This is a genomic window from Brevundimonas sp. (assembly GCF_051858995.1).
Classification (GTDB): Bacteria; Pseudomonadota; Alphaproteobacteria; order Caulobacterales; family Caulobacteraceae; genus Brevundimonas.
Genome location: NZ_JBHYGN010000001.1, coordinates 471,263 through 492,154, shown reverse-complemented (window position 1 = coordinate 492,154; position 20,892 = coordinate 471,263). Strand labels below are relative to the sequence as shown.

Annotated in this window: 18 protein-coding genes; 7 read left to right on the top strand and 11 right to left on the bottom strand. The window is 69.1% G+C overall.

What is annotated here, in order from left to right:
- Nucleotides 1-107: 107 nt before the first annotated feature.
- Nucleotides 108-2,270 (bottom strand): primosomal protein N', encoded by a 2,163-nt coding sequence (locus ACTIEF_RS02495; protein ID WP_439470607.1) that lies wholly within the window; start codon nt 2,268-2,270, stop codon nt 108-110.
- Nucleotides 2,271-2,321: 51 nt separating this feature from the next.
- Here ACTIEF_RS02495 and fsa point away from each other — a divergent pair, with 51 nt between their 5' ends.
- The 4 genes from fsa to ACTIEF_RS02475 are packed head-to-tail and all read left to right on the top strand — an operon-like array spanning nt 2,322 to nt 5,754.
- Complete coding sequence (gene fsa, locus ACTIEF_RS02490) at nt 2,322-2,975, top strand: fructose-6-phosphate aldolase (RefSeq protein ID WP_439470606.1); 654 nt, start codon at nt 2,322-2,324, stop codon at nt 2,973-2,975.
- Nucleotides 2,976-3,035: 60 nt separating this feature from the next.
- Nucleotides 3,036-3,737: a DUF484 family protein gene (locus ACTIEF_RS02485; RefSeq protein WP_439470605.1), complete on the top strand. Its 702-nt coding sequence runs from the start codon at nt 3,036-3,038 to the stop codon at nt 3,735-3,737.
- Nucleotides 3,719-4,648: a tyrosine recombinase XerC gene (locus tag ACTIEF_RS02480; RefSeq protein ID WP_439470604.1), complete on the top strand. Its 930-nt coding sequence runs from the start codon at nt 3,719-3,721 to the stop codon at nt 4,646-4,648. The genes ACTIEF_RS02485 and ACTIEF_RS02480 overlap by 19 nt, the downstream gene beginning before the upstream one ends.
- Nucleotides 4,649-4,704: 56 nt before the next feature.
- Complete coding sequence (locus ACTIEF_RS02475; protein ID WP_439470603.1) at nt 4,705-5,754, top strand: retropepsin-like aspartic protease; 1,050 nt, start codon at nt 4,705-4,707, stop codon at nt 5,752-5,754.
- Here ACTIEF_RS02475 and lpdA read toward each other — a convergent pair.
- From lpdA to ACTIEF_RS02455, 4 genes are all read right to left on the bottom strand, one after another.
- Nucleotides 5,751-7,175: a dihydrolipoyl dehydrogenase gene (gene lpdA / locus ACTIEF_RS02470; RefSeq protein ID WP_439470602.1), complete on the bottom strand. Its 1,425-nt coding sequence runs from the start codon at nt 7,173-7,175 to the stop codon at nt 5,751-5,753. The genes ACTIEF_RS02475 and lpdA overlap by 4 nt on opposite strands.
- Nucleotides 7,176-7,282: 107 nt before the next feature.
- Entirely contained in the window at nt 7,283-7,753 is a 471-nt protein-coding gene (locus ACTIEF_RS02465; protein WP_439470601.1) for a hypothetical protein, read from the bottom strand.
- 78 nt (nt 7,754-7,831) lie between these two features.
- Complete coding sequence (locus tag ACTIEF_RS02460) at nt 7,832-9,718, bottom strand: ATP-binding protein (RefSeq protein WP_439470600.1); 1,887 nt, start codon at nt 9,716-9,718, stop codon at nt 7,832-7,834.
- Between the two features lie 208 nt (nt 9,719-9,926).
- The gene (locus tag ACTIEF_RS02455; protein ID WP_439470599.1) at nt 9,927-12,731 is read right to left on the bottom strand and encodes a TonB-dependent receptor; all 2,805 of its coding nucleotides are present in this window, start codon (nt 12,729-12,731) and stop codon (nt 9,927-9,929) included.
- A gap of 242 nt (nt 12,732-12,973) precedes the next feature.
- Here ACTIEF_RS02455 and ACTIEF_RS02450 point away from each other — a divergent pair, with 242 nt between their 5' ends.
- Nucleotides 12,974-14,071, top strand: coding sequence for a phytase (locus ACTIEF_RS02450; protein WP_439470598.1), 1,098 nt, complete (start codon nt 12,974-12,976; stop codon nt 14,069-14,071).
- On the opposite strand, the gene ACTIEF_RS02445 is transcribed toward ACTIEF_RS02450, so the two are convergent.
- Both ACTIEF_RS02445 and ACTIEF_RS02440 read right to left on the bottom strand, forming a co-directional pair.
- Nucleotides 14,068-14,745: a TMEM175 family protein gene (locus ACTIEF_RS02445; protein ID WP_439470597.1), complete on the bottom strand. Its 678-nt coding sequence runs from the start codon at nt 14,743-14,745 to the stop codon at nt 14,068-14,070. The genes ACTIEF_RS02450 and ACTIEF_RS02445 overlap by 4 nt on opposite strands.
- A 19-nt stretch (nt 14,746-14,764) precedes the next feature.
- Nucleotides 14,765-15,463, bottom strand: coding sequence for a MarC family protein (locus ACTIEF_RS02440; RefSeq protein WP_439470596.1), 699 nt, complete (start codon nt 15,461-15,463; stop codon nt 14,765-14,767).
- A 98-nt stretch (nt 15,464-15,561) separates the two neighbouring features.
- Here ACTIEF_RS02440 and pyrF point away from each other — a divergent pair, with 98 nt between their 5' ends.
- Complete coding sequence (gene pyrF, locus ACTIEF_RS02435; protein ID WP_439470660.1) at nt 15,562-16,278, top strand: orotidine-5'-phosphate decarboxylase; 717 nt, start codon at nt 15,562-15,564, stop codon at nt 16,276-16,278.
- A 3-nt stretch (nt 16,279-16,281) separates the two neighbouring features.
- Here pyrF and ACTIEF_RS02430 read toward each other — a convergent pair whose 3' ends face one another.
- The 3 genes from ACTIEF_RS02430 to ACTIEF_RS02420 all read right to left on the bottom strand — a co-directional run bounded on the left by ACTIEF_RS02430 (nt 16,282) and on the right by ACTIEF_RS02420 (nt 17,975).
- Nucleotides 16,282-17,124 (bottom strand): hypothetical protein, encoded by an 843-nt coding sequence (locus ACTIEF_RS02430; protein WP_439470595.1) that lies wholly within the window; start codon nt 17,122-17,124, stop codon nt 16,282-16,284.
- A 126-nt stretch (nt 17,125-17,250) separates the two neighbouring features.
- Complete coding sequence (locus ACTIEF_RS02425; RefSeq protein WP_439470594.1) at nt 17,251-17,658, bottom strand: hypothetical protein; 408 nt, start codon at nt 17,656-17,658, stop codon at nt 17,251-17,253.
- A gap of 56 nt (nt 17,659-17,714) precedes the next feature.
- A complete protein-coding gene (locus ACTIEF_RS02420; protein ID WP_439470593.1) occupies nt 17,715-17,975 on the bottom strand; it encodes a DUF1674 domain-containing protein in 261 nt (86 codons plus the stop codon).
- An 84-nt stretch (nt 17,976-18,059) separates the two neighbouring features.
- Here ACTIEF_RS02420 and htpX point away from each other — a divergent pair, with 84 nt between their 5' ends.
- Entirely contained in the window at nt 18,060-19,025 is a 966-nt protein-coding gene (gene htpX, locus ACTIEF_RS02415; RefSeq protein WP_439470592.1) for a zinc metalloprotease HtpX, read from the top strand.
- A gap of 1 nt (nt 19,026) precedes the next feature.
- Here the strand turns inward: htpX and recQ are convergent, their stop codons facing one another.
- Nucleotides 19,027-20,883, bottom strand: coding sequence for a DNA helicase RecQ (gene recQ, locus ACTIEF_RS02410; protein ID WP_439470591.1), 1,857 nt, complete (start codon nt 20,881-20,883; stop codon nt 19,027-19,029).
- Between the last annotated feature and the right edge of the window lie 9 nt (nt 20,884-20,892).

Below are 20,892 nucleotides of genomic sequence, written 5' to 3'. Positions count from 1 at the left end.
CCGCGGCAGCGCCTTGGGCGGCGGCTTACGCCGACTGGCGCAGCCGACCCTCATCCGACGGGGCTCCGCCCCGCCATCTTCTCCCATCGGGAGAAGGAAAACGCGCCCTACAAGAAAGAATACGGATCCACGTCCACGTTCAGCCGGACTGACCCCGGCACCTTCACCCGGCTGAGCCACACGCGCAGGAAGCCCTGCAAATCCACGTCGCGATCAGCCCGGACCAGCAGGCGCTTGCGGCGACGCCCCCGAACGAGGGCCAGCGGGGCGTCGGCGGGGCCGTAGACCTCCAGCCGCTCGGCGTTGGGAATGGCCTCGGCCAGGTCACGGGCCAGCTTCTCGACCGCCTGCGGGTTCTCGCCGGACAGGATGAGCGCCGCCAGACGACCGTAGGGCGGCAGGGAGGCCGCCTCGCGCTCGGCCATCTCGGCGTCCACGAAGGCGTCTCGGTCGCCCGCCGCCAGCGCCATCAGCACCGGATGCTCGGGCGTCCAGGTCTGCAACAGGGCGCGACCCGGCTTGTCCGCCCGGCCCGCCCGACCCGTGGCCTGGGTCAAAAGCTGGAAGGTCCGCTCGGCCGCCCGCAGATCGCCGCCGCGCAGGCCCAGGTCTGCGTCCACCACCCCGACCAGGGTCAGCAGGGGGAAGTTGTGGCCCTTGGCCGCCGCCTGGGTCGCGACAAGGATGTCAATCTCGCCGTCCGCCATGGACTGGATCAGGGCGCGGGCTGACTTGCCGTCCGGCACGGTGTCAGAGCTGAAGACAGCCGTCCGCGCCTGCGGGAAGAGGTTGCGCACCTCTTCCTCAACCCGCTCGACCCCCGGTCCGACCGGCACAAGACTGTCCTCGGCGCCGCAGGAGGGGCAGGCCTTGGGCTTGGCCATGGAGAAGCCGGTCAGGTGGCAGACCAGCCGCCCGGTGTAGCGATGCTCGACCAGCCAGCTGTCGGTGTCCGGCGCGGTCAGCCGGTGGCCGCAGACCCGGCACAGGACCACGGGGGCATAGCCTCGGCGGTTGAGGAACAGCAGGGTCTGCTCCCCCCGCGCCAGTGTCGCGCCGATGGCTTCGCGCAGGGGCTGGGACAGCCAGGTCTGGGGGTCGGGCGGAGCGGCGCGCAGGTCCAGCAACTGAACGTCCGGGAGCACCGCCGCGCCGTGGCGGGCGCCCAGCTTCAGCCAGCGATAGCGGCCCTGATGGGCGTTCCACAGGGTCTCCAGCGACGGCGTGGCCGAGGCCAGCACCACCGTCGCGCTCTCGATCCGGGCGCGGGCCACAGCGAGGTCGCGGCCATGATAAACCAGCCCCTCCTCCTGCTTGAACGAACCGTCATGCTCCTCATCGACCACGATCAGGCGCAGGTTGGCGTAGGGCAGGAACAGGGCTGAACGGGCGCCGACCACGATATTGCAACGCCCGGCCTGAACCGCCTCCCACACCTGCCGTCGGCGCGGCGGAGCGACGCCCGAGTGCCATTCGGCGGGCGCGCTGCCGAAGCGGGCGCTGATCCGCTCGATCAGGGCCTGGGTCAGGGCGATTTCGGGCAGCAGGATGAGGATCTGCGCCGCCGGATCCGCCTTCAGGGCGCGGGCGGCGGCTTCCAGATAGGCCTCGGTCTTGCCCGAGCCGGTGACCCCGTCCAGCAGCATGGGGGCAAAGCCCCGCGAGCCGACCGCCTCGGCGATGGCCTCGGCGGCGGCGGCCTGATCCGGATTGAGGTCGGCGGGGGCGTGGTCCGGGTCGGGCGGATCGAAGGCGGCGAGGGCTTCGATCTCAATGACCTCCAGCACCCCCTCGTCCAGCAGCCCCTTCACCACGCCCGACGACACCTCGGCCGCGCGGGCCAGTTCGGGACCGGGCATTGAGCGTTGGCCCAGGGCTTCCAGCACCGCCGTGCGGGCGGCGGTCGGACGGGCGGGCAGGCGGACGCCGACGCGACGGACCCGGCGCTCGGGCCGGGGACGCGGCGCGCGCAGCCCCTTCAGGGCCGCTGACGCCATCTCGCCCGGCGCGCTCAGGGTCCAGCGGGCGGCCCATTCGACGAAGTCCACGGTGCGTTCGGGCAGGCGCGGATCGTCCAGCACATGGTCCAGCGCCTTCAGCCGACGGTTCGTGCCCGTGGTCTCGCGCGCCTCGGAGACGATGCCCCGGATCAGGCGCGGGCCCAGCGGCACGGCGACCTGATCGCCACGCGCCACATCCAGCCCCTCGGGCACCTCGTAATCGAAGGCCTCGGGCACCGGCAGGGGAATGAGGACAGAAGCCACCTTCATTGAAGGATCATGTCTCGCAAATTTCGCACGACGCCGCTAAAGAGCCCGCCCATGAAACTCTTCCTCGACACCGCCGAAGTCGCCGTCATCAAGGACCTGCTGCCGACCGGCATGGTCGACGGCGTGACCACCAATCCCACGCTGATCGCAAAGTCCGGGCGCAACATCGCCGAGGTCATCGCTGAAATCTGCGCCCTGGTCGAGGGCCCGATTTCCGCCGAGGCCGTCGCGACCGACTATGAGACCATGGTCAAGGAGGGCGACAAGCTCGCCGCCATCGCCCCGAACGTGGTCGTGAAGCTGCCGCTGACCTGGGATGGCCTGCGCGCCGCGCGGAACTTCTCGGACAAGGGCATCAAGACCAACGTCACCCTGTGCTTCTCGGCCGCCCAGGCCATGCTGGCCGCCAAGGCTGGGGCGACCTTCATCTCGCCCTTCGTCGGCCGTCTGGAAGACCACGGCGCGGACGGCGTCGGCCTTCTGGAAGAAATCCGCACCCTGTACGATATCCACGGGTTCGAAACCGAGATCCTGGCCGCCAGCCTGCGTAATCCGGGCCACGTCTCGGCCGCGGCCCTGGCCGGCGCCGACGCCGCCACCCTGCCCGCCGACACTTTCAAGGCGCTGGTCAAACACCCGTTAACCGACAAGGGGCTTGATGCCTTCCTGGCGGACTGGGGCAAGACGGGCCAGTCGATCCTGTAAGGATCGACACTCACCCTCCCCGACGCCGGTTGTCCAAGACTGCGCCTCGGGGAGAGGTTTGTGAGCGTATCGCCTGATCTGTTTTCGAAGCCGGATGAGCTTCACTGGCCGGACGTCCGCGTCTGGCTGCAGGCGAACGCCGCCCATCTGGTCGACGACCGGGCCCTGCTGGAAGAGCTGGGGCTGAAGGCGACGGGCCGCAACGTCGTGGAATTCGGCAAGGCGGCCCTGACCCGGCTGGAAGAGGCCGCCGAACGCGAGGCCGACGCCCGCAAGCGCATCGAGGCCATCGCCCGGGCCAATTTCGCCGCCCAGACCCAGACCCACGTCGCGGCTCTGGACCTGATGGAATCCCGCAACCCCTCCGACCTCGCGCGACGTCTAGACGCCGTGGCGCAAGGGCGGTTCGGCTTGGCCGGCGCGGCCATCGCCATCGAGAAGCCCGGCGGCGTGCCGTTCGGCTGGAAGGCGCTGGACGCCGGCGGCGTCGACGGCCTGCTGGGCGAGCACGGCCTGACCTGGCTGGGGCCGAATTTCGACGGGCTGAACCTGTTCGGCGCGGCCGAGGACGAGGTGAAGTCGGTCGCCCTGATCCGCATGGCCCCGCACTTCCCCGGCGACGACACGCCTGGTCGCCACGCCATCTGCGCCTTCGGCTCGCCCGAAGAAGACGGCTTCACCCCGACCATGGGCTGCGAACTGGTCGCCTTCATCGCCCGGGTGGTCGAACGCACGGCCGAACGATGGCCGATCCTCAACTGACCGCCTCCGACGCGCTGGCCGCCTGGCTGGAGCATCTGGCGCATGAGCGGCGGCTGTCGCCCCGCACGCTGGAGGCCTATGGCCATATCGCCCGGCTGTATCTGGCCTTTCTCGAACGCCACCGGGGCGAGCCCCAGCGGCTGAAGGACCTCGGCGCCATCACGGCGGCGGAGGTGCGGGCGCACCTGGCCGAGCGCCGTAGCGGCGATCATCCATTGAACGCCCGCTCGATCAGCCAGACGCTGTCGGCCATCCGGGCCTTCCACAGCTTCCTCGACCGGCGGCTCGACACCCCCGCCCCGCAACTGGCGCTGGTCCGCGGGCCGAAACTGAAGCCCTCCCTGCCCCGCCCCGTCACCGAGGATCAGGCGCGCGGCCTGCTGGAGGAGACCGAGGCCGATCCCGACGCCGAGCCGTGGGAGGCCGCCCGCGACCGAGCCGTCCTGACCCTGCTCTACGGCTGCGGCCTGCGGATTTCGGAGGGCCTGTCCCTGACCCGCGCCGACGCCCCCCTGCCCGAGACCCTGCGGATCACCGGCAAGGGCGACAAGACGCGCATGGCCCCGGTGCTGCCCGCCGTACGCGAGGCGGTGGACGCCTACCTCGCCCTGCTGCCCTTCCCACTGGAACCCACCGACGCCCTGTTCCGCGCCCGCCGGGGTGGCCCACTGGGCCCGCGTCAGGTGCAGGCGGCCATGCAGCGGCTGCGGGGTCGACTCGGCCTGCCCGCCAGCGCCACGCCTCACGCCTTGCGCCACAGCTTCGCCACCCACCTGTTGGGCGCGGGCGCCGATCTGCGCTCCATCCAACAGCTGCTGGGCCACGCCAGCCTGTCGACGACCCAGAAATACACCGCCGTCGACGCCGCCCACCTGCTCGACGCCTATGCGGCGGCCCACCCCCGCGCCTGACCCCTCAGCGACCGGCGGTCGCGTAGACTCGCCAGAGCGGGTGAACGGCGCCTAATGTGCGGAAAACAAGGGACGTATCAGGGGAGACGTCGCTGGCCTCGCACCGCTTTCCGGCTCCGGATCGTCGCCTGCTCCTGACCGGGCTGGGCGCCGTCGCGGCCTTCGGGCCGCCGGCTTTCGCACGGATCGCCACGCAGGACCCGGCGCCCTCCGACGATCCCGGTCCCATTCCCCTGCTGGCCAATCTGTTCACCCGCGTCGGCGCCAGCGTGACAATCAACGGGCAGGGGCCCTTCACCTTCGTGATCGACACCGGCGCCGGGGTGACGGCCCTGTCCGACACCGTGGCCGCCGCCCTGGCCCTGCCGTCCGCTGGACCGCTGATCGTGCACGGGATCACCGCCGCCGCCCGCACCGACAGCGTGCCGGTGGAACGTATGATGCTGCGCGGCCTGACCTTCCGCGATCTGCATTGCCCGGTCTTCCCACGCGATCAGCTGGGCGCCGACGGTCTGCTGGGTCTGGATGTCCTGGGCCAGTACCGGCTCAGCTTCGACGTGCTGCGCCGCTCCGCCAGCCTCAGCGCGCGGGGCATGCGGGTCATCATGGGCGGGCAGGAGATGGGCACCGGCTCGCGCCTGCGCCGGGACAGCGTCCGCTCGGTGCGGGGACGGTTCGGTCAGCTGATCCTGGGCCAGACCCTGGTCGAGGGCGTGCCGACAGCGGCCTTCGTCGACAGCGGGGCGCAATATTCGATCGGCAATACGGCCCTGCGTCGGGCCGTGGCCGCGCGTCGCCCAAACGGGGTCCGTTTCGCCCGGCAGGTTCAGCTGTACGGGGTGACGGGCCAAACCCTGTCCGCCGATCTCGCGCGGGTCGATGACATCCGACTGGGCCTGTCTCGGCTGGGCATGACGCCCCTGCTGTTTGCCGACCTGCACTGCTTCCGCACGCTGGAGCTGGCGGACCAGCCCGCCCTGCTGATCGGCGCCGACCTGCTGGGCCGGTTCCGGCAGGTGACGCTGGATTTCCCCGGCAACCGCGTCGCCTTCCACGGCCTGCGCCGTCAAACGACGCGGACCGTGGAGGACGAGCTGGGCGGTTAGGCCTGCATCGTCCAGTTGTCGATGCCCATGGCGGCCTGTTTGACCGCTTCCGAACGGGTCGGGTGAGCGTGGCAGGTGCGGGCGATGTCTTCCGCCGCCGCGCCGAAGGCCATGGCGATGCAGGCCTCGCCGATCAGCTCACCGGCCTGCGGGCCGTAGATGTGGACGCCCAGGACCTTGTCGGTCTTGGAGTCGGCCAGAACCTTCACGAAGCCCTCTGTCTCGTGATTGATCTTGGCGCGGCTGTTGGCGGTGAAGGGGAATTTGCCCTTCTTGAAGTCGACGCCCGCGGCCTTCAGCTGCTCCTCGGTCTTGCCGACCCAGGCCACTTCCGGACCGGTGTAGATGACGCTGGGGACCAGGTCGTAGTCGACGTGGCCAGCCTTGCCCGCGATGTATTCGATCACGGCGACGGCCTCTTCTTCCGCCTTGTGCGCCAGCATCGGGCCATGGGTCACGTCGCCGATCACCCAGATGCCGTCCTTGCCGCTCTTCAGGTGGTCATTCGCCAGGAAGCCGCGCTTGTCGGTCTCGATGCCGACCGACTCCAGGCCCAGGCCGGCGGTGTAGGGACGACGGCCGATAGCGACCAGCACCACGTCGCCCGTCAGGGTCTCGGTCGCGCCGCCGGCGGCCGGCTCCAGCGTCAGGACCACGCCGTCCTTGGCCACCTTCGCCGAGGTGACCTTGGTCCCCATCTTGAAGGTCATGCCCTGCTTGGTCAGGCCGCGCTGGAAGGCGGTGGCGACCTCGGCGTCCATGCCGGCGCCGACCTTGTCCAGGAACTCGACCACGGTGACCTCGGCGCCCAGACGGCGCCAGACCGAGCCGAGCTCAAGCCCGATCACGCCGGCGCCGATGACGATCAGCTTCTTCGGCACCGACGGCAGCGACAGGGCGCCGGTCGAGTCGATCACCTTGCCCTCGACGAAGTCCACGCCCGGCAGCGGGGTGGGCTCCGAACCGGTGGCGATGACGATGTCCTTGGCCGTCAGCTGAGTGACGGTCCCGTCGGCGGCGGTCACCTCGACCTGGCCCAAGCCTTCGGGAGTTTGGCCGGTGATCTTGCCCTTGCCCTTGATCCAGTCGGCCTTGTTCTTCTTGAACAGGAACTCGATGCCCTTGGTCAGGCCGGTCACGCTCTCGGCCTTCTGGGCCATCATCTGGGACAGGTCGACCTTGGGCGTGCCGACGGTGATGCCCAGCTTGGGGAATTCCTTGGTCGCGACCTCGAACAGTTCCGAGGCGTGCAACAGGGCTTTGGAGGGCATGCAGCCGACGTTCAGGCAGGTGCCGCCCAAGGTGTCGCGCATCTCGACGCAGGCGACCTTCAGGCCCAACTGGCCCGCGCGGATCGCGGCGTTGTAGCCGCCCGGCCCACCGCCGATGATGACGACGTCATAGGAAGCGGCTTCGGCCATGGGATCTCTCTATATGCTCTGTCTGGGCGGGGGGAAGGCGCGCGGAACCTAGCGCCGCCCCCGCAGGGGTCAACCATCCACAGGCATATGGTGACGATCCGTTGGGATCAGAAGGACAGTTGGCCCGGAATCCGGTGCTTGCGCTGACGCCGAGCGGCCACGATCACCAGCACGCCCAGCAGGAACAGGGCGCCGAGGATCAGCCACAGCGGATCGACCGGGAAATCGCTGGCGGGAGACGCCGCGCGGGCGGCGATGTCTGCATTGCCGCCGCCGCGATCCATGGCCAGGCGCAGGGCCGCATCGGCGATGAAGCCCAGGAAATAGGCCACCGACGCCTTGGTGTTGCCCGCGCCCAGCATCAGGGCGGCGCCCAGATAGAGGGCGATGGCGCCCGCCCACAGGGCCCAGGCCGGAATGAAGCCGAACAGATCACCGCCGGTCGCGGCGTCCGCCTCGGCCCGCATCGCGCCGATGTCCGCCGTCCCTCCCTCGATCAGGGGCGACAGCAGGGGCCAGGCCAGCCAGCCCACATAGCCCAGGATGGCGAGGGCGACGACAAAACGCAGCAGCTTCATGACCGGTCTCCGGGTTCGGCGTTAACCACCCTACACCCGGTACGTCGAACGTCGATAGCCGCCTGATCGGCGCCTTGGTCAGGCGCTCTGGCGTTCCGGCTCGGCGATCGCCTGCGGCAGGGTGATGGACACCTCCGCCCCGCCGTCCGGCACATCATCGATAGACAGGACGCCGCCCGACTGGCGGGCGAAGGCATAGGCCTGCGACAGGCCCAGACCCGCCGCGCCCTCGCGCGTGGTGAAGAAGGGCTCGATGGCGCGGGCGGCCAGTTCCCGGTCCATGCCAGGTCCGGTGTCGCGCACGCTGAGCCGCAGCCCGCCTTCCAGCAGGGTCTCCAGCCGAACCGCCACCGATCCCTTCGCGCCCACAGCGTCGACCGCATTCTGGGTCAGGGCCCGGACCGCGCCCTCGAAGGCGACGGGATCCAGACGCACCGGCGCCGCGGTCGAGGGTCCCTCGATCATCAGATCAACCTCGGGCCCCGCCATGGCGCGCAGACGGGTTTCCATGCCGCGCAGCAGGACGCCCGCGTCCAGCGTCTGGAACACCGGAGTGTCGTCGCCCTGCGAGAAGGCGGTCAGGCGGCGGGTCAGTTGCTCGCCCCGCCGGCCGGCGGCCAAGGCGGCCTGCCCCAGACGACGCACCCGGGCGGGGTCATCGGCCTGACGCAGCATCATGTCGAGCGCCCCGGTCATCACGCCCAGCAGGGCGTTGAAGTCGTGGGCCAGACCGCCGGTCAGGCGACCGACGCTCTCCATCCGACGACCGCCCTGCAGTTCCAGTTCGGCGTCTTCCTGCGCCTTGCGGGCGACGGCGCGAGCGGTCTCCGCGTCCTCGCGCGCCGCGGCGGCGGCGGCCAGGGCGTCCTCGGCCTGACGGCGGGCGCTCTCGGCCTCATCGCGCAGGGCGGTGACCTCTTCTTCCGAGATCGCGGGCGCGGCGGGTTCGACCTCAGCCTCAACGACCGGCTCAGGGTTCGGTTCGGGGATCGGCGCGAAGGCGATGGTTTCGACCGGGGCCTCGACCACGGTCTCAATGACCGCTTCCTCAACCGCCGGCTCGGCGCGTTCGCCGGCCAGCAGCAGGGCGTCGACCCGACCCTCGGCGTCGGTCAGGGGCAGCATGGACCAGCGGATGCCTTCCGGCGCCCCATTGCGGGACACAAAGGCCTCGGCCTCGCCCGCCGGAGCCGACAGGGCGGCGCGCAGGGCCTGACGCCCCTCGACCCGCTCATCCTCGGCCAGGAACAGGTCGGCGAAGTCGCCCTCGGCGGCGTCGCGGCCCAGCACCAGAAGGGCGGTGCGATTGGCTTCACGCACCACGCCGCTGGCGGCGACGACGACGAGCGCGCTGGACGCGGCGTCGAACACCCGACGGGTGAGGTCGCTCTCGAGGATGACGGTCTCGGGGGCCTGGACTTCCGGCGTTTGCAGGCCTTCGGTCTCGACGATGGCGGCGGTCGAGCCGGTGATCTGGCCCAGTTCGTTCTCGATCGGCATGGCGGTGACCGAGACCAGCATCTTCTTGCGGGTCGCGGGATTGGCCATCAGATGGTGGAAGCCCTTGACCGTCTGGCCGCGCAGGGCGCGGGCGCTGGGCAGCAGGTCCGGCGGCACCGGGCGACCATCGGGGAAGGTGATGCCCCAGGTGGCCGAGTGGAAGCGCAGGCCGATCAGCTCGGCGTCACGACGGCCCAGCAGTTGGTGTGCGGCGCGGTTGGCGAAGACGAACTTGCCCTGTTTGTCGGTCTCGACCAGGGCGACGGGAATGGCGTTCAGGGTTTCGAACAGGCGCTTCTGCGAATCCTCGGCCACGCGCTGGACGAGATCCAGCTGACCCGAGGCGTCAACGTGGTGACCCCGGTTCTTGACCGCGAACCAGAGCGCGACCAGCCCGATGACCCAGCCGACCGCCGCCACCGCGCCCAGCACCCACATCCAATTGATCTGGCCTTCGAGAAACATTCGACCTGACTGTCCCGTTCTGGCGCCGTCGCGCCGGTTCGGGAGACACCTTGCAAACGGCGAACCGCTACGGCCGCCTTTCGCCCCCAAGGCGACCTAATCAAGGTTATCGGTACGGTCCAGCTTGACCGTTAACCTTTTCCGGCAGCGATATGAAAAAGGGGCCGGACGTTTCCGCCCGGCCCCCGCTTTCAGCCTGTCGACCCGCTTAGAGCTTGAAGCGGACGCCGACAAAGACGTTGTAGCCGAACTTCTCGTACTCATAGGTCCGCTCGCGCGAGCCGTAGTAGCGGATGCCGGCCGAGTCCGTCAGGTTCTTGGCTTCACCGAACAGTTCCACGCCGTTGCCGAAGTCGTAGCTGGCGGTGAGGTCCAGTTGCTCGCGGCCTTCGACATACAGGTCGAGATCAGCCGTGTTGGCGTTGATCTCTTCCAGATAATCGCTGCGCTTGGTGTAGGACAGGCGGGCCGAGAAGCCGTTCAGCTCGTAGAACAAAGCGGCGTTGTAGTTGGTGTCCGACTGACCCGGCAGGGCGAAGGTGTCGCGACCGCCGTAGCTCTGGGCCGTCTTGATCTCGGCGTCCGTGACCGTGAAGTTCGCGAACACGCCGAAGCCCGACATCCAGCCCGGCAGGAAGCCGAACTTCTGCTGCCAGTTCAGCTCCAGACCCATCAGGTGACCGTCAGGCGCATTGATCGGGGTCTCGAACTCGGCGTCGAAGACGACGCCGCCGATCGTGACCTCTTCCTCGTAGTTGAGGATGTACCGGTAGTTGGTCAGGTCCTTATAGAAGGCGTTGGCCGACACGACTCCCAGCGAGGCGAAGTAGTACTCCAGGCCGATGTCGAGGTTGTTCGACAGGGTCGGCTGCAGATCCGGATTACCGATCTCATAGGTGATGTCGGTGCCGTCGGTTTCCTCGATACGGCGCGGAACGATCTGGCTGAACTCGGGGCGCGAGATCGAACGGGTCAGGGCGAAGCGACCGATCAGGTTGTCGCTGAAGCTGTGACGGATGGTCAGGTTCGGGAAGAACTCGGTGTCGTCACGGCTGACGGAGGCGCTCGAGATCGCGCCGTCGATGACGGTCGGCGCCGAGCCGTCGAAGTTGGTCTGCTCGACGCGCATGCCGACGACGACATTAGTCGAGCCGATGTCGAAGCGGGCCTGACCGTAACCGGCCAGGATGTCTTCCTGGGCTTCGTAGTCGGCGGTCAGCGAGTCGGGCATGCGGCGCGGCGAGGCGGCGCGGGCGGCGGCCAGATAGGCATCGACCAGGCCGTTGTCGTACTGGGTGCCGAGGATGTAGCCGAAATTCCGGCCCTGATCCGTGCCCCACAGGGTCGCCAGGGCGCCCGGGTTCGCCGAGGCGTCGCGGTTGCGTTGACGCTCTTCGTCGGCGCTGACGTCGCGGCTGCTGAACTTCAGGCCGAACTTCCAGTTCACGTCGAGGCCGCCGAGCTGGCTCGGAACCTCCAGGTTGGTGCGGAAGGCGATGTCTTCCTGCTTGGTGGTGTTCGCGCGGAAGGTGTTCTCACGGAACGAGAAGTTCGTCGGCGTGGCGAAGAAACCGGTCGCCGTCGGACCGAAGATCGGATTGCCCGGAGCGTAGAAATAGGTCGGGGCGTAGTGGTTGCTGGTGTCGTAGCTCAGCGTGGTCGCGCTGGAGCGGTAGACCAGCTCGTCGCGGTGCGGATAGGTCTGCTCGCTGTCAGCCCACGACAGGTCGGCGTCCCAGGTCATGCCGTTTTCGAACGTATGTTCGCCACCGATGACCAGGGTGGTGATCTCGTTGTTCTGGGTGCGGTGACGCAGGTTGCGGTAGATACGGGCGCCGTTCCAGGTCGCGGTCGTGTCGGTCGCGCCGGCCTGAAGCGTGCCGTCGGCGTAGGCCAGGATCACGGTGTTGCGGTACTCATCATCCTCGAACTGGGCGAACGAACCGCGGGCGAACAGGCGGGTCTGATCCGACGGACGCCATTCCAGAGCGCCGGTCAGGGCCTGACGGGTGCGCTGGGTTTCGTATTGCTTGAAGAGGGTTTCCTCGAGCACGAAGACGCCGTCTTCCTCGGTCCAGGCGTTCTCGACGTTCTCGGGACGACGGTTGGTTTCGGAGTAGCTCAGCGAGAGCAAGGCGCCGAACTGGCCGTCCGCGCCGAAGACGTTCGAAACGGTCGCGCCGGCGCGGACGTCCTCACCGCCGTAATCGTTGTAGCTGCCGCCGGCATAGCCGCTCAGCGCCAGGCGACGGCTGTCGAACGGCGAGCGGGTGCGGATGTTGACGGCGCCGGCGATCGAGTCGGCTTCCTGGCTCGGCAGCAGGGTCTTGGAGACCTCGATGTTGGAGACGATGTCGCTGGGCAGGGTGTCCAGATCGACGGCGCGGGTGCCCGGATCGACGGCCGGAACGGCGACGCCGTCCACCGACACGGCGGTGAAGGCCGACGGAGCGCCGCGGACGTTGATGTAGCGGCCTTCGCCCTGGTCGCGCTGGATGGCGATGCCCGCGACGCGCTGCAGCGACTCGGCGACGTTCGGATCGGGATAGCGACCGATGGCGTCAGCCGACAGGACGTTGATGGTGCCGTCAGCGTTGCGCTGCTGGTTCAGCGAGCGGGCGATGCCGTCGGTGATCACGCCAGTGACGATGACTTCGCCCAGATCGGTCGCATCCGAACCGCCGAGGGTGACCGACAGGCTGACAGCCTCGCCACCGGTGGCCGACACGGTGCGGCTGACGTTCGGCAGGCCGATGTAACGGACGTCGAAGGTCGTTTCGCCCTGTCCCACGTTCAGGATGAACTGGCCGTTGGCGTCCGACACCACACGGGCGCCCGAGCCGCGGACGATGACTTCAGCCCCCGCGAGCGGCGCGCCGTCCGCGTTGATGATACGGCCATAAACCGTCGGATTGGCGGCGACAGCGGCGGCGACGTCATCCGCCTTGGCCATTGCCGGGCTGACCACAGCGAGCGACAGAGCGCTGACGCTCACAAGAAGGCGCAACTTCATTTCGATGATCCCCATCCCCGGCGACATTTCAGCTCGGGCTGGAGGCCGCGCTTAACGGGAACCGGCAACGATCCGGCGACGAAACGGCGACGCTGACTTCTCGATTCTCGAACAACGTTGTGACGTTTGATCGCTGGGCGGATGGTTCGTCACGAAACTGACGCCGGACCGTCATCGTGCGTTGCTTGACCCCTCGCGGCAGCGCGTGATCTGGCGCGCCCATTCAAGCCTTGGAGGGCGCAATGACTGTCCGGACGCTGATTGTCACCGTCGCCGCCGCAGCCCTGCTGGCCGCCTGCGCGACCCATGAAGTCGATTTCCAGGGTGAGGGCGAAGGCGTCGTCGGCCAGGGCGCGCCGGTTCACGCCGTCATCGAAACCCCGCCGGTCGGCCTGCCCGGCCAGGACGCCGCCGACGATCCCGCGGTCTGGGCCTCGGCCGCGCCGGTCTCGATCAAGGGCGCCAGCGTGGACGCCTTCGTCGCCGGCACGGACAAGAAGGCCGGTCTCTATATCTACGGTCTGGACGGCGCGATCCTGCAGTTCCTGCCGGAAGGCCTGCTGAACAATGTCGACGTGGCCGAGGGCCTGAGCGTCGGCGGCCGCCCGCAGGTTGTGTTCGGCGCCAGCGACCGCACACCCGGCAAGACCGGCATCGCCCTGTATCTGTTCGACCCGGCCGGGACCGGCGACAACGGCGTGCGTCCCTGGGGCAATGTCACCACCGATGTGGTCGAGCCCTACGGCTTCTGCTTCGCCCGTCGCGGCGCAGAGCTGCACGCCATTCTGGTCGGCCATGAAGGCGAACTGCGCCAGTTCGTCCTGACCGTCGGCGCCGACGGCCAGCCGTCCGCCCGTCTGGTCCGCACGACCGAGATCGGCTCGATCTCGGAAGGCTGCGCCGCCGACGAGGCGACCGACACCATCTATATCGCCGAGGAGAACGTCGGCGTCTGGCGCTATGACCTCGACCCCGCCTCGGGCGCGACCCGCACCCTGATCCAGCCGATCGCTCCGGGCGTTCTGGTCGCCGACGCGGAAGGCCTGACCGTCCTCGCAGACGGCGCGGCCCGCTATCTGATCGGCTCTAGCCAGGGCGACTCGACCTTCCCGGTCTGGCGCATCGACGGGGCCACGCCCGAGTACAAGGGCCGCTTCGTCGTTCAGCAGGGCGCCATCGACGGCGTCACCGGCACCGATGGGCTGGACGCCTTGGGCGGCCGCGTCAGCGCCCGCTTCCCGGAAGGCGTGGTGGTGGTTCAGGACGACGTCAACGACGTCGGCAACCAGAATTTCAAATACATCGACTGGCGCGACATCCGCACCGCCCTGGGCCTCTAGCTGCGGCGATTGCGCCAGGTCACGACGCCGACCCCGACCGGGATCAGATTATAGGCCACGCCCGGCAGCCAGGGCGCGATCCTGAGCAGGGGCGTGGACGCGATCAGGGCCGAGATCAGGCCGGTCGCGGCCGCGATGGTCCAGGTCGTGGCCCACTGGGTCCCGGCGCGAAGCGCCAGAGGCTCGCCGCCGCGCAACGCCCGCGCGGCATGGGTGAACAGGGCGGCGTTCAGCCCGGACAGGACGGCGAAGGCCACGCCGTAGATGACATAGGTCCAGCTCAGGTCCGTCAGGCTGGACATCAGCCCTCCGCCGGGCAGCACGCCCCCCGAAATGTAGTGGGTGGCCGTCTCCGCCAGCAGCCGCAGCGGAAAGACGAAGACCAGCACGGCGAACACGACGGCCAGGCTGAGGAAGGTCGTCCAGCCCGTGCGCACCGGCGTCAGGGTCGACCAGGTCCGGTGCGCCGACCAGAACAGGGCGATCAGGGCGAAGCCGAAGACAAAGGCCGGGATCCGCGCCAGCGCCGTCGCCAGATCCGCAAATGACTGAAGTGGCTCGCTGCCGCCGATGATCAGCAGGGAGACGGCGAAGGCGAAGGCCGCGTCGACGAAGGCGTCCAGCCTCTGCGTCTCCGGCGTTCGGAACGGCTTCACCCCCGTCGATCCGTCCATGGCCCCCGCCCCTTTTTACTCAGTGCCCGCCGCTGGGATAGGGCGTCGTCACCCCAGAACTGATGATGCCCGGCAGGGCCTCGCCCAGTCCCATGAGGATGAACTGGATCGCCAGGGCGCACAGGATCAGGCCCAGCACCCGCACCACGATGGCCAGCCCCACATCGCCCAGGATGCGCCCGATCGGACCGGTCAGGGCGAAGCTGATGAACGACACCACGCAGGCGGCGGCGATGGCGACCAGCGAGGCCGCCGTGCCCGCCGGACCGATCTTCTCGGCCTCGCCCGCCTGGATGATGATGGCCGAGATGGCGCCCGGGCCGATCATCAGCGGAATGGCGAAGGGCACGACCAGCCGCTGGAAGCGCCGCTTGGCGTAGCCGCGCACGTCCTTCAGATCATTGGCCGCGTCCTTGTCGGCGAAACTGGCGATGAAGTCCTCGCGCGCCATGTCGAGACCCAGCAACAGCAGCAGCACGCCGCCGGCGATGCGGAACGCCGCCAGCGAGATGCCGAAGAACTGCAGCAGACCCAAACCTGTGAAGAAGAAGAAGCCGAGGAAGACCGCCGCGAACAGGCAGATCAGGGCCGAAACCGAGACCCGTTGGCGCAGGGTCGCCCCCGCCGTCGCCGCCGCGAAGATCGGAATATTGCCGATCGGGTCCAACAGGGCGAACAGGGTCACGAACAGGTTGACCCCCAGATCGACCGCGTCCATGTGCTGACCTCGCCCCCAATTCACTCAATCCGCCATAAGGGCTGACCCGCGCGCGCGCGTCCACCCCCGGCGGGCAAGGAGATCGACGAATGACGCCCGTGCTCACCGACCCGCGCCTGATCGTCGGCCTGGACCTGCCCTCGCTGGACGCCGCCCGCGCCATGGTCGAGCGGCTGGGGGCGACGGTGAGCTCCTACAAGATCGGCCTGACCCTGCTGGCCCGGCCCGGCGGCGTGGCCTTCGCCCACGAGCTGAAGGCCGCCGGGAAGATGGTCTTCCAGGACTGGAAGCTGCACGACATCGGAGCCCAGGTAGAAGGCGCGGCCCGCGCCGTGGCCGAGGGCGGCTGCGACCTGCTGACGGTCCATGCCGAGCCGCAGGTGATGAAAGGCGCGGTCAAGGGCCGCGACGCCGCCGGATCAGGCACGAAACTGCTGGCCGTCACCGTGATGACCAGCCTGTCCGACGTCGACCTGGCCGACATCGGCTATGGCTACACCGCCGCCCAGCTGGTCGAGCGGCGTGTGCGGCAGGCGCTGGAATGCGGCGTGGATGGCGTGGTCTCCAGCCCGCTGGAAGCTGCCCGGGTGCGCGAGATCGCGCTGGAGGTCGGTCGTCCGGACTTCCTGATCGTCACCCCCGGCGTCCGCCCCGAAGGCGCGGACAAGGGCGATCAGCAGCGCGTGGCCACCCCGCGCGCGGCGCTGGAGGCCGGTGCGACCCATCTGGTCGTCGCCCGTCCGGTGGTCGGAGCCGAGAACCCGCTGCTGGCGGCCTCGGCCATCATCGAATCGATCAACGGCGTCGCGATCTAGGGCTCAGCCCCGCTCGCCGGGCTCCTGACGGTATTCCTGACGCGGCGGCGCGCGGCGGCGCGGCGGCTGGGGCCGGTGGGCGCGCGGAGGCGGCGGCGCGGCGTGATGCGGCGGCTCATAGCGCGGCGGCTCAGGCAGATAGACCGGCGGATAGGGCGCGGACGGACGGTCCTCATCGCAGCGGCAGTCGCGACGATCTTCATACCGACGGCCATCCTCGCGGATATAGCCCTCCTCGTAGGCACTGTGCTCGCTATAGCTCTCGCGGACCTCGTAGCGGCTTTCGGCATAGCCTTCGTAGCGGTCGTGGCGCTCGCTGTAGCCATAGCGGCCGTCGCGATCATAGCCCGAGCCTTCATAGCGATAGCCGCAGCGCGAGGGCCGGTAGTCGTCGCGTCCGAAGCCCGTGACGATGTAGCCGAACGGCGCCGAAGGACAGGGCGGCGCATCCAGCACCCGGTCGTCATAGACCGCCGGACCACCGGCGTAGTAGCCGCCCGCGTCGCCGCCGTAGCCGCCGCCGACATAGACGCTGCCGCCCCCCGAGTAGCCGCCGCGAGACCCGCCCACATCATAGGTGCGGGCGTTCAGATAGCCGCGCGCAGACGCGCCCGCCGAGGCATAGGCGCTGGCCTGGGCCGAGGCGCTGACGTTCACATTGACGTTGGTGTTGCCGCCGTAGGGAGGCGCGGGCGGACGCGGGCCATGACCACCGCCTCCGCCGCCATGGCAGCAGGGGGTCGGGGGCTGGGGCTGGTGACCGCCGCCACGACGATCGCCCGCGTCGGCGGGCGAGGCGACGAGGATCAGCAGGGCGGCGCCGGCCGCGGCGGTGAGCATACGCATGTCACGGACTCCGTTTCAGGAGCCGTTATGGCGCGCGTCATCCAGGCCTGACCCGGCCTTGCACCGGCAGGGGGAGCTCTGCCCCCGCGTTTCGCCTGAGAGGGTGAAAATTAACCCTGCCCGGCCTCAGCGATCGTAGAAATAGACGTCGGGCCCGTCGTCATGGCGAGGACGGCGGCCATCGACATAACCCTGCCGCCCCGGCCGGGCGCGGTCATCATTGTAGCCCCACTCATCGCGATAGCCCTGATCAGGACGCGGCGCGCGATAGCGGCCCGGACCATGGCCGTACCCCAATCCGGACGCCCAGCGCGGCACATAGACGTGAGGGCGGTCCGAATGACCGTCAGCCCAGCGCCCGGTCCCGGCATAGGAACGGGCCTGGACCTCGGACAGCGGCGTCCCACCGACCGGGCGGCCCCAGCCGTCGAGATAGACCGGCTGGCCCCATGACGGCGCATAGGTCTGGGCCGAGGCGGCGGCGGTCACAGCCAGAAGGGCAAGGCCCGCGAGGGGCGCGATGAGGCGGATCATGGGCGGCGTCTCCTGAAGCCCAGGATTAACGCTGTTCGCCGGGCTTCGTTCGCGGCCTAGAAGTCGACCGCGATGCCCTTCTTCTCCCAATCGCCGTAGCGGGTGGGCTCAGGACCGCGCGGACCGCCGTGCTCGGTGTCCAGGGCGGCCTGTTCGGCGGCGGCGCGACGATCCGCCGCCTCCAGGAGGGCGCGGCGCGCGACCTCGCTCAGGGGGCGCAAGGGGGTGGCGTGGGGCACGTCCGCATTGAAGACGGGGGCCGGTTCGGCCTCATCCAGCGGGGCGACTTCGGGTTGCGGGGTGGGATGATCGGTCACAGCGACCTCGCCTTGAGCCAATGCGTTGCAATTCGCAAATTGGGAAGGCGGGTTTCTTCCCGCCACCGTCACTGTTGGATTTCGATGAACCACCTGAAGACCTTCGTCCTGCTGGCCGCGCTGACCGCCCTATTCATGGGCATCGGCTATTTGATCGGCGGCGCGACCGGCATGCTGATCGCGCTGGTGTTCGCCGGTGGAATGAACCTGTTCAGCTACTGGAACGCCGACAAGATCGTGCTGAAGATGTACCGGGCCCAGCCGGTGGACGAGAGCCATCCGAACGCAGTGGTGCGCACCTATGTCGCCGACACCCTGCAGATGGCGCGCGACGCGGGCATGCCGCGACCGATGATCGCTATCATCCCCAACGACCAGCCCAACGCCTTCGCCACCGGCCGCAATCCGCAGAACGCCGCCGTCTGCGCCACCACCGGCCTGCTGGACATGCTGACGCGCGAGGAGATCCGGGGCGTGATGGCGCACGAGCTGGCGCATGTGAAAAACCGCGACACCCTGACCATGACGGTCACCGCCACCATCGCCGGCGCCATCGCGGCGCTGGCCAATTTCGCCCTCTTCTTCGGGGGCGGCGATGATCGCGAGCGCCCGGGCGGCATCCTCGGGACCCTGGCCCTGATGATCCTGGCCCCCATGGCCGCGGGTCTGGTGCAGATGGCCATCAGCCGTTCGCGCGAATACGAGGCCGACCGCGTCGGCGCCGAGATCGCGGGCGATCCGAACGCCCTCGCCTCCGCCCTGCAAAAGATAGAGGCCTACGCCCACCGCATCCACAACCCCACCGCCGAGCGCAATCCGGCCTCGGGCCAGCTGTTCATCATCAACCCGCTGGCGGGCAAGGGTGCGGATAACCTGTTCTCGACCCATCCGGCCACCGGCAACCGCGTCCGCGCCCTGATGGATCTGGCGGTGAAGATGGGACGCCGCCCGGCCCCGCGCCCGGTCGTGGCGGAAGTCGCGCCGCAGCGTCCGACGACGACCTCGGTTCCGGTCTCCGACAGCACGGTCCACAAGGGCCCGTGGGGCTAGATCAGTTCGCGGCGGCTAACGCCGCCAGCACGCCCTTGCCGTAGCGCTCCAGCTTGGACTGGCCGACACCCGGGATGTGTTCCAGCGCGTGCAGGTCGCCCGGTTCGGCCAGGGCGATCTCCAGCAGGGTCTTGTCCTGAAAGATGACGTAGGGCGGCACGCGCTGTTCAGCGGCCCGCTCGCGCCGCCAGTTACGCAGCGTCTCGAACCGGGCGCGGACGTCGGCGTCCATGCTCTCCAGCGCGGCGTTGCGACCGTTGCGGACGCGCTCGCGCGGCGCCGAGACCCGGGCCGGGGTCAGCCGCACCTCAATCCCCCGCTCCCCGCGATAGACGGCGCGAACAGCCTCCGGATCGCCCAGCCGGACCAGGGGTTTGCCCTCATTGGGATCCTCGACCAGCAGGCCCTCGAACATCAGATGGTCGATCACGTCGCGCAGGGTGTGTGAGGCGACGTCGGCGCCGATGCCCCACGTGGACAGGGCCGTCTCCCACGGCTGGACGTCCTTGGTCTTGCCCAGCAGGTGATCCACGATCCGGGTCTTGCCGAAGCGCTCGCCCAGCCGCTGCACAGCCGCCAGCGCCTTCTGGGCCGGGACGGTGGCGTCGAACAGGGCGGGCGGATCGCCGCAGATATCGCAGACGCCGCAGCGGTCGGCCCCCGTCTCGCCGAAATAGCGACGCACGGTCTGCGGGCGGCAGGTCGCACCATCCAGCATGGCGAACAGCTGGCGGACCTTGCGGGTCTGAACCTGTTTGACCTCCTCGGCCATCGGACGGCCGTCGAGGCGACGCAGGCTCCACGCGATGTCGGAGGGACCGTACAGGGTGATGCCCTCGGCGGGCTCTCCGTCACGGCCGCCCCGGCCAATCTCCTGCCAATAGGCCTCCAGCGAGCCCGGCGGATCGGCGTGGATGACGAAGCGAACGTCGGCCTTGTCGACCCCCATGCCGAAGGCGATGGTCGCCACCATCACCGCCCCGTCCTCGGCCAGGAATCGTTCCAGCCGCTTGTCGCGTTCCTTCGTGTCCATGCCAGCGTGATAGGCGATGGCGTTGGTCCCGGCGTCGCGCAGGGCCTGGGCCACGCGGTCACAGCCATCCCGGCTGCCGCAATAAACCACGCCCGACTTGCCCCGCCGCTGGCGCACCAGATCGATCACCGCGGCGTCGGTCTTGGCCCGCGAGCCGTTCTCCTTGCGGATGGCGGACAGTTGCAGGTTCGGGCGGGCGAAGCTGTCGACCAGAACCTTGGCCCCCTCCAGCCGCAGGGAGCAGACGATATCCTCGCGCGTCCGGGCGTCGGCGGTGGCGGTCACGGCGATGCGCGGCACGCCGGGGAAGAGCTCGGCCAGCCGCCCCAGCGTCCGATAGTCCGGACGGAAGTCATGTCCCCATTGCGAGACACAGTGCGCCTCGTCGATCGCGATCAGGCTTAGCGGGAGTTCATTCAGGCGATCGATCAGATGCGGCTGCGCCAGTCCCTCGGGAGAGACATAGAGCAGGTCCAGTTCGCCCGCCCGCGCTGACCGCCAGATGGCCGAGCGGTCGTCCAACGACACGCCGGAATCCAGTCTCGCTGCCGAGACACCCTGCTGCTTCAGGGCCTCGACCTGATCGGTCATCAGGGCAATCAGGGGCGACACGACCAGACCCAGCCCGGGCCGCAGGATGGCGGGCACCTGGTAGCAGACCGATTTGCCGCCCCCGGTCGGCAGCACCGCCAGCACATCGCGGCCTTCCAGCACCTCCTCGACCACCTCGGCCTGCAGCCCCCGAAAGTCGGCGTGCCCCCAGACGCGCTCCAGCGTGGCGCGCGCGTCGGCCAGTGTCGGAACGGAAACTGAGTCGGGGAGCATGGCGGGGTT